The sequence below is a fragment of the Ereboglobus sp. PH5-5 genome (assembly GCF_029504805.1).
Taxonomy (GTDB): domain Bacteria; phylum Verrucomicrobiota; class Verrucomicrobiia; order Opitutales; family Opitutaceae; genus Ereboglobus.
Genome location: NZ_JAQFIT010000001.1, coordinates 1 through 9973 on the forward strand (window position 1 = coordinate 1; position 9973 = coordinate 9973).

The following is a 9973-nucleotide window of genomic DNA, read 5'->3' on the forward strand; positions in this document are numbered from 1 at the left end:
AGTTTGTAGGTGTGCATGCCCGATTCCACTCCGTCGGAGTCAAACTCCGCGGTGCTTCCGGCTCCGAGCTTGACGACTTCGAGCGCGTATTTGCGCTGCGGGTCGCTGAGCAGCGAGGGGTCGGTGGTCGGGTCGAAGTGGACGTAGTGCGTGCCGCTCGCAAGGCCGGCCACCGTGAGCGTGTCGCTCTTTTTGCCAACGAGATCCACGTTCATGTGGTGCGTGCTCGTGCCGTCGAGCTCGCCCGCCACCGTGAGGTTGGTGTAGGCCGTCGCCGTGCCGCTGTTCGTGCTGTAGCGGATCACGCCGTTGGCGGCGTGGAGGTTCTGGATGCGCTGGTTGTTGTTGTTCAGGTCGAGCGTGCCGCCGAAGAGAACCACCTCCTCGCTGCGTTCGATCGCGTTGGTGGTGTCCAGGCGCAGCGTGCTGCCTATTACGTAGGTTTCGCCTTCGTAGGTTTGCGCGTTTTTGATCGCGAGCGTGCCGCTGCCGATCGTCGCCACGGCGCCCGAGCCGCTGATCACGCCGTCGTAGGTGACTTCGTCACTGCGGTTGAAGATGATCCCGGCGTTTTCGTCCACGCGGACGTTCGCCGCGATGGTCGAGGAATACCAGCCGGTTTCGTCGTCCTGGCCGATCACCAGCGCGCCGTTTTCAACTTCCAGGCCGCCGTCGATTTTGTTCGCGCCGGTGAGGATGGTCGTGCCGGCGCCGCGCTGGATGAACACGCCCGCGCCGGTCACGGTGCCGCCGTAGACGAGGTCGTCGCTGCGGTTGATCGTGAGGGTGCCGGTGTTGGCCACCGCGCTGGCGTCGGCGATCATGCCGGTGGCGCCGCCGTTGCCGAGTTGCAGTTGCGCGCCCGCGCCGATCGTGGTCACACCGGTGTAGGTGTTGTCACCGAGGAGCGTCCACTCGCTGTCGTCGGCGAGCGTCACATTGCCGGTGCCGTCGATCACGCCGGAGAGTTCAAGGCCGGTTTCGGTGTTCGCAACGGTGAGCGTTTTGTCGCCGAGGCGGATGTTGCCGAGGCCGTTGAGGTTTTGCAGGCGCTGGTCGTTGCCGCCGAGGTCGAAACCGGTGTCAACGGTCGCGAGCGTGACTTTGGTGCTGCTGGCGATCACGTCCGCGACGCCGCCGATGATCCAGGCGGACTCGTTGATGAGTGTCGAGCCGGTGTAGTCGTTGCCGGTGTGCGCGAGGGTGATCGCCTCGGAGCCGCGGAACTCGAAGCCCGCGCCGGAGCCGGTGAGCTTGGCGCTGAGGGTCTTGTCGAGCGAGCCGGTCGGGTCGAGGATGATCAGCTCGGTGGCGTGGACGGATTCGATCGAGATCAGGCCGTAGTTGAACACGATGTCGCCGCCGCCGCTGCCATTGGTTTTGTGGATGGCGTTGTAGCCGTAGCTGTTCACGCCGACCGGATAGAGGCCGTTTTGGCCGAAGCTGATCGTGCTGGTGCCCGAGGGCAGCGCGTTGCCGTCGCTGTCGATCATGTCGAAGGCCGCGCCGTTGGCGATGGTGCTGTTCGCGCCGTGCACGATGGTGCCGCTAAGCAGCGTGTCGGGCGGAATCACGTCCATGTCGAACACGTTTTGGTTGAGTCCGTCGCCGGGGGGCAGCGGCGGGTTGATGCCGGAGAGCACCTCGGTGTCCACGCCGATCTTGCTTCCGCCCGCGGTGCTCATGAGGTTGTCCACGTCGAGCCGGTAGGGCGGCAGGCCCGCGGCGGTCGTGTCGGTCTTGACCAGGAATGTGCCGCCGGCCAGGTCGAGGCCGCCGATTTCGCGGTTGGCGTCGAGCGTGGTTTCGCTGTTGGCGTTGAGTTTGAGGGTCGCGTTTGTGAGCGCGGTCTCCGAGGTGGCGAGGTCGAAGACGGTCTTGTGCCCGTAGGCGCTGCTCACGCCGACCGTGCCGCTGAAGGCGGAGCCCATGCTGGAGGAGAGCGCGAAGGTGACGTTGGGCGCGTTGACCGTCGCCGTGCCGACGAGGTCGAGCAGGCCGTCGCCGGTGAGCGGGTTGACGAGCGTGGTCGTGGTGGCCGTGTTGGCGGTGCGCACTTCGAGGATGGCGCCGGCGGCGATGTTCACCGCGGCGTTATTGAGCGTGTGTTTCTCCCAGTCAACGATGAGCTTGCCGGCGTCCACCCTTGTGAGTTTCTGCCTCATTTGCGCGAGGGGGTTTGTGTTGAGGTTTTTGTCGATTGTCCAGGTGCCCGCGCCCTGCTTGATGAGTATGCCGGTGAAGTCCGTGTCGCCGGTCACCGCGTCCGAGTAGAGTTGCTCCGTGCCCGCGTCGCCGTTGAGGGTGAGCTGCGCGGAGACGCCCTCGATGCGCAGGCTGCCCGCGAGCGTGCTGCTGTTCCACAGGTTCACTATGCTCGACGCGTTGTCAGGCAGGTTGAGCGCATAGATGGTGCCGGTGATCACGCCGCCGATGGTGTTGGTGGCGACGACGGTATATTTTCCAAACACACCGCTGCCCGCCGTTCCCACGCCGGCGATTGTGCCGGAATTGACGAGGGTTCCGCCGGCACGAATCGTGATCCCGCTGTAACCCTGGACAAGGCCGGTGTTGATGATTTCAGCACCGCGGGTTTCCACCAATATTCCGGCATGCGGAGATGGGTTGGAAAGAGAACCCGCATTGATATTTGTCACGGAAATCGTGCCGGTGTTTTTCACCGTGCCGCCGCCGGCAAGGTGCACGCCGACCGTGCCGCCGGAGATCAGTCCGGTGGCGTTGTTGATGATCGTGGCGAGGCTGCCGGAGTAAATGCCCACGAGGTCCGTGCCTCGAATCGTGCCGGCGTTCGCAACAGTGCCTCCGCCGGCAAGATGCACGCCGATCGTGCCGCCGGAGATCAGGCTGGAGGCGGTCGTGTTGGTGATTTCCGAGGACCGCTCGGCACGGACGCCGTCAACGGTCGTGCCGAGAATCGTGCCGCTGTTCGCCAGCTCAAGCGTGCCGGCCGTGTTAATGCCGTCCGCAAAGCCCTCGATCAAACCCGAGGATTCGTTGGTGACGACGATTGTGCCGGTTGAGCCGGTGCTGAAAATGCCGGAGCCGGGCGGGCTTTTGCCCAGGATCGCGCCGGCGTTGGTCACCGTGCCGCCCGCGGCCAAGTTCACGCCCTCATAACCGCCTTCAATCAGGCCGCCGGCGTTGTTGATGATCGTGGCGAGGCTGCCGGAGTAAATGCCCTTGCTGGTGAAATCCGTGCCTCGAATCGTGCCGCTGTTGGTCACCGTGCCGCCGGCGTTGAGTTGCACGCCGTATTTGCCGCCCTCGACACGACCGCCGGTGTTGGCGAGCTCTGCGATATCCTTTGAATAGATGCCGGCACTGCCCGTGCCGATGATCGTGCCGGTGTTGGTGATCGTGCTCGATCCCGTCATGTGCACGCCAGTGAGGCCGCCCTTGATGGCGCCGCCCTCGTTATTAACCTCCGCGCCGGCCCCGGAGTAAATGCCGTAACTGCCCGCCGCTGTGCCGGTGATTGCGCCGGTGTTGCGCACCCTGCCGCCTTCGCCCAGCCACACGCCGTTCAGTCCGCCCTGGATTTGGCCGCCGGTGTTTTCAACCACGACCACCTCGTTGTAAGCGCGCACCCCCGAGTCGTTGCCGCCGAGGATCGTGCCGGAGTTCGTAACCGTGCCGCCGCCATCAAGCCACACGCCGTTCCATCCGCCATTGATGAGGCCCCCGGTGTTGTTGGTAATCGTGGCCGCGCCCACGGAGTCCGTCTTGACGCCGGTGGAGCCTCCGTTGATCGTGCCGCTGTTTGTGACAGTGCCGCCCGCCGCGAGATGCACAGCAACGTCACCGGTGATCACTCCGCCGGTGTTTTCGACCACGGCCGCGGCGTTGATAGCCTTGATGCCGTAGGCGTTGCCGTCGATCGTGCCGCTGTTTGTGACAGTGCCGTTTTGCTCGAACAGCACGGCGGTGTCGCCGTAGATGTAACCGGCGTTGGCCACCGTGCCGCTTTGCAACGAAACGCCGTAATAGTCCCCATGTATCCAGCCGCCGGCGGCGTTGGTCACGAATGTCGAGATATTGGAGCCCTCCGCTTGGATGCCGTATTCGCCTTCGATGAGGCCGTTGGCGAGGTTGTCAATTCGCGCCCCGTTCTGCTCAATGTAAATCGCCGCTTCGCCAGGATCGAACACTTTTATCGTGCCCGAATTGCTCACGCTGCTGTCAGTCGCGGTGGCGCCCGCGAGGTTCACTCCCGCGATGGAGCCCTCAATATAACCCTGGTTGGTGATTTCCGCGCGACCCGAGACCAGAACGCCCTCGGCGTCCTCGCCGTGAATCGTGCCGGTGTTGGCCAGCTTGAGATCGCCCGCGACGTTGACGCCGTGGACCTGTCCGTGGATGAGCGCGCCGGTGCTGTTGTTCGTGATGTCGGTCAGGCTGCCGACGGCGGCGTTGCGGATGCCGTCGCCGGCAATGCCCTGAATCGTGCCGGAGTTGGTGATCGTCGCGCCGCCGTCGAGCTCCATGCCGTCGATGCCGCCCTCGATCAGGCCGACGTTGGTCACCATGCCTCCACCGGCAAGATATGCGCCGGCCGCCTCGCCCCGAATGAGGCCGCGGGTGTCGTTGGTGATGTCCACCGCGCCCCCGTCGGTGCGCACGCCGTAGCTGCCGGCGCCCGTGCCGATGATCGTGCCGGTGTTCGCCACCGTGCCGTCGCCGGCGAGCTGCACGCCGACGTAACCGCCGGCGATGATGCTTGCGTAGTAGTCGTTGGTGACGGTGATTTCCCCGCTGGAGCCGCCGTAAACGCCGACGCCGTTGGCCGGGTCGCGGCCCTCGATGCGGCCGGTGTTGGTGATCGTGCCGCCGGCGTCCAGCGAGACACCTATCAGATCGCCGGTGATGGTGGCGTATTGGTCGTTGCGGATTTCGACCGGGGCGGTGGAGGCCTGGATGCCTTGGCTGCCGGCCGCGGTGCCCCTGATGATGGCGTTGTTGGAATTGGTGATCGTGCCTCCGGCGACGAGGGTGATGCCGCGGGCGCCGCCTTGGATGAGGGCGCCGGCGTTGTTGGTGATCGTGGCGATGTTGTCGGCACGGATGCCGATGGCGGTTGTGCCCTGAATCGTGCCGGAGTTGGCAACGGTGCCGCCCTGGGCGAGCCTGATGCCGATGCCGGCGGTGATGGAGCCGTCGGCGTTGTTCGTGATGAGCGTGGCGTTGTTGTTGGAATAGACGCCATAATCGGTGCCGCCGGCGCCGCCGCGAATCGTGCCGGAGTTCTCAATCGTGCCGCCGGCGGCCAAGGACACGCCGGCCACACGACCCGCGACAAGGGCGCCGCTATTGTTGGTGATGTCACCGCCGCCGTTGAGCTGGACGCCGATGGTGTTGCCCTCGATGCGCGCGCCGGGGTTGTTGGTGATCGTGGCGCTGGTGCCGGCAAAGATGCCGGTGGTGTTCTCGCCATGAATCGTGCCGCTGTTGGCGACGGTGCCGCCCGCGTTCAATAGCACGCCGGCATCGCCCGTGATCTGGCCGGCGTTGGTGACGAGGACGGGAGTGTTTTGAGCGAGGATGCCGGCGGTGTTCATGCCGGTGATCACGCCGAAATTGGCGACGGTGCCGCCGCCCTTGAGCCACACGCCGGTGTCGGCGCCCTCAATCAGGCCGCCGGTGGTGTTGGTGACGAGGATGGTGACGTCCGACTCAATCGCCTCGCTGCCGCCGAGAGCGCGGATGGTGCCGGAGTTGAGGATCGTGCTGCCCGCCGCGCCCGCGCCGAAATAGGCACCCGTCGAGTGCCCCTCGATGTGGCCGCTGTTGGTGATGTCGGTGAGGCCGCCGGTGGCCGATATGCCGACGCTGCCATTTTGGGTCGTGGTGCCGAGGATCGTGCCGGAATTGGTGATCGTGCCGCCGCGGACGAGGTTGATGCCGTAGGAGCCGCCGGTGATGACGCCGGTGGCGGCGTTGGTAACGGCGATGGAGGCGTTTTTCGCCTCCACGCCGGCGTCCGCCGTGCCGGTGATGGTGCCGGAGTTGCCGAGCGAGCCGGTGCCGATGAAGGAAATGCCGACGAGGCCGCCGACGGGCGCGAGGGTGTTGGTGTAAACATAACCGTTCGCCAGGGTCAGCGCCGTGCCGGTGACATTGATGCTGCCCGTGCCGCTGAGCGTGGAGCTCGCGCCGAGCCAGACGCCGCGGTTGCCGGTGATCGCGCCGTCGTTGCGGAGCGTCGTGGTGCCGCCCGCGTAAACGCCGCCGTCGATGACGCCGGAGGCGTTGTTCGTGACTTCGGCCGCGCCTGCGTTGACGCGCACGGCGTAGTCGTTGGTGCCGGAGATCGTGCCGGAGTTGGCGACGGTGCCGCCGGCGTTGAGCACCACGCCGGAGGAGCCGCCCGCGATGAGGGCGGCGGCGTTATTGGTGACGAGCGTGGCGGCATCGTAGGAAATGACACCGCTGGCGTTTGTGCCGATGATCGTGCCGGTGTTGGCGATAGTGCCGCCGCCGGTGTTGAGGTTCACGCCGTAGGTGCCGCCGGTGATCACGCCGCCAGTGGTGTTGCTCACGAGCGTGGCGTTGTTGTTGGCAAACACGCCGAACCCGCCGCCCGTAATCGAGCCGGAGTTGGTGAGCGCGCCGCCGGCGGCAAGGTCCACGCCGTAGGCACCGCCTCGAATCAGGCCGTCGGTTTCGTTTGTGACAAGCGTGGCGCCATCGTTGGAAGAGACGCCGCTTGCGTTTGTGCCAATGATTGTGCCGGTGTTGGCGATAGTGCCGCCCTTGGTGAGGTTTATTCCTTGAGCACCGCCCTGAATGAGCCCGCCGGTGGTGTTGCTCACGAGCGTGGCGTTGTCGTGGGAAATGACGCCGACGCCGTTTGTGCCGACGATGACGCCGATGTTGGCGAGCGTGCCGCCGTAGGTGAGGTTCACGCCGTAGGTGCCGCCTGTGATCCGTCCGCCAGTGGTGTTGCTCACGAGCGTGGCGTTGTCGTGGGAGGACACGCCGGTTTCGCCGCCCGTAATCGAGCCGGAGTTGATGGCTGTGCCGCCTGCGTTGAGACTCACGCCGTAGGTGCCGCCTGTGATCACGCCGCCAGTGGTGTTGCTCACGAGCGTGGCGTTGCCGTAGGACGTGACGCCGCTGGCATCTGTGCCGATGATCGTGCCGGAGTTGGCAACCGTGCCGCCGTCGTTGAGCCACACGCCGTAGGTGCCGCCGGTGACGAGGCCGCCGGAGCGATTGTTGAGGATCGAGGCCGCGTTATTGAAACCAACGCCGAGGCGGCCGGCGCGGATTGTGCCGGAATTGGTGATCGCGCCAGTGCCGGTAATAAATGCGCCCCCCCCGTTTGTGCCTTCAATAAGGCCGCTGTTGGTGAGCTCACCCGATGCGCCATAAATGAGCACACCATTGTTATCGCCCCGAATCGTGCCGGCGTTGGCGGCCGTGCCGCCGTCGTTGAGGAGCACCCCGCGATCGGCGCTTGTGATGAGTCCGCCGATGGTGTTGCTCACAAGCGCGGCGGCATTCTGAGAATAGACTCCGGTAGTGGCGCTGGTGATCGTGCCGAAATTGACGATCCTGCCGGCGGCGGTGATCTCCACGCCATCCTGACGGCCCTCGATGTAGCCGGTGTTCGTCAGGAGTCCGGTGCTGTTCATGCGCACGCCGATGGTTTCCCCGGCGATGCCCGTGGTGTCAACGCGGCCCTGGTTGGTGTAGTTGCCCGCATTGACCTGCACGAGGCTGTGGACCGTGCCGGTCGTGGTCAGGCTGCCATCGCCGATTTTTAGCAGGGTGCCGGTGTTGAAGATGCTGCCGCTGAGGATGAGCGAGGAGCCCGCCGCGCTGCTGCCAGTCAGGAGGGCGCCGGCCTCGGCGGAGATGTTGTTGGTGATGGTCTGGACGGCGACGCTGCTGTTGAAGATTTCGCGCAGGGTCAGATTGCCCGAACCGCCGATGGTGAAGGAGCCGGCGGTGCTGTCGAAGATGAAGGTTCGCGCGGAGTAATTCGAATTGATGACCGGCGCGAGATTGGTGTTGTCGGCAAAGGTCAGCTCAAGGTCCAAGCCGGAGGTGGGCACGAGGTTCACGTTCCAATTTCCCGCGGCAAGCAGGGAGCTGTTCGGGGTGGCGCCGCCGGTCCACTTGAATTTGTATATGGAGTCGATTGTCAGCGACCAGCCGCTGAGCGAGCCGCCGTCCTGGTTGGCGCTATCCGCAACATAGAGATTCCATGCACCATTTGCGATGAGACCATCGAACGCCGACAGCGTTGTCCCGTATGGAGCAGCCGGCGGTCCGGACGGGAGAACATACTCCGTGCCATACTGGGTCGGCTTGTAGGTGACCGCGCCGGTGATATTGGTGCCGTAAGGCAGGGTGCCAGACGCCGCATCGCTGAAGGTAATCGTGGCGCTGGCAAAAGTATTCACGGGATTGGAGCCCGTCCCGCCCGCCAGCACCACGGTGCTGTCAATATGCGCCAACAACGCTTGAACTTCGGCCTGACGGCTGTGGGTCAAGTCAGTCAGCGTGACGCGCACATCCGAGACGACTCCCCTGACGCCCGTGACATTGATGGCAAGCGGATAGGTGCTCGCCGTGCCGGTGTCAGGGCCGATGGTGATGGGAATGCTGCTGGTGTATGTATTAGTCTGGTAGTCTTGCGCGGGCAGTTGCACGGCGAGGAACGCAAACAAAGAAAGCGCGAGGAGGCCGCGCGCGGAGGGACGAACAGGTGTGGTGTTCATGGGATGGTTACGGTTTGTGTTTTGCATGAGATTGACGGGGCAAGTCGGCGAGTGGCCGGCGCGGGTTGACGGGTGGATGGATGGTTGAGGGATGAGTGAATATGGGGCGCGGAAACCGCGGCATCAGTCGTAAAGTGATTATAAACCCTGAAAATTTTTGTAATGGGTGTGCTCAAAGCTATTTTGTTCTCAATACCACGCCCTCGATTTGTGGTGTGATTACCGCGATTTGTTAAGAATAATCTCACGAATGCGCCTAAAAAATCGGGCTATTGCAAAGCAAGTGCCTGTTCCGAAACCGTGTTTTAAACCGCGAATGGATCTGGCGCGACGCAGCCGCAAGGGAAGATTTTTTTAACCGCAGATGGACGCAGATGCACGCAGATATTTCACGCCAATTAATGTGAGGAAAGGAAGACAGAGGGGACGGAGGACCACAGAGGACAGTGAGGCCCGCTGGTTGTTTGCATGCGATCAAGGCATGTCTGTGGCAAAACAAACTGGGCAAGGCAGGACACGGATTGATTAATCCGTGATACCATCTTCAAAAATCCTCTAATTTTTGCATGATTTCCCCATGTCGCGACTTATTCAAACCATTTGGGACACAGAGGACACAGAGCGCGCTCCAAGCAGCGCGACACAGAGTTTTGGGAGGCCCGCAAAAAGCCACGCATCAACACGCAATTTACCACTTTTATTTTTTATAAATAAAACCTCTCACCCGCCTGAAATTATACAATTAATCAAGCCGCCCTCCGTGTCCTCTGTGTCGCGCTCCGCGCGCTCCGTGCCCTCTGTGTCAAAACAGACCATCTCCTATTTCCCCATTTTGGTTGCGACTGCGCCGCGCTAAGCCATCCGTGCCCCAAAAAAACTTCGAAATTTTAATTCCCCTCCCCTCTTTGTTTTCTTCGTTATTTTCTGTAAAAAATAATGACTCAGCATTGCACAGAAGGAAACGAAGAGAACGAAGAAGACGGAATTTTTTAACCGCAGATGGACGCAGATGCACGCAGATTCCCAAGCCAACGAGGTTTGTGGGTCGATGGTTTTATTATCTGTGTGTATCTGCGTTTATCTGCGGTTCAATTTGTCTTTATTAAAAATAAGAGACGTGAGTTCGCGTGTGCGCGTGGACGGCTTGCGGGCCTCCCAAAACTCTGTGGTCCTCCGTGCCCTCTGTGTTCCTTTTTCAATGGAACGAAGAGACCGGAATTTTTTAA

At 62.8% G+C, this 9973-nt stretch carries 1 protein-coding gene; it reads right to left on the reverse strand.

The features are described from left to right. On the reverse strand, positions 1-8747 hold an 8747-nt coding region (locus M2103_RS00005; protein ID WP_277507939.1), incomplete at its 3' end, for a hypothetical protein. Positions 8748-9973: the final 1226 nt, after the last annotated feature.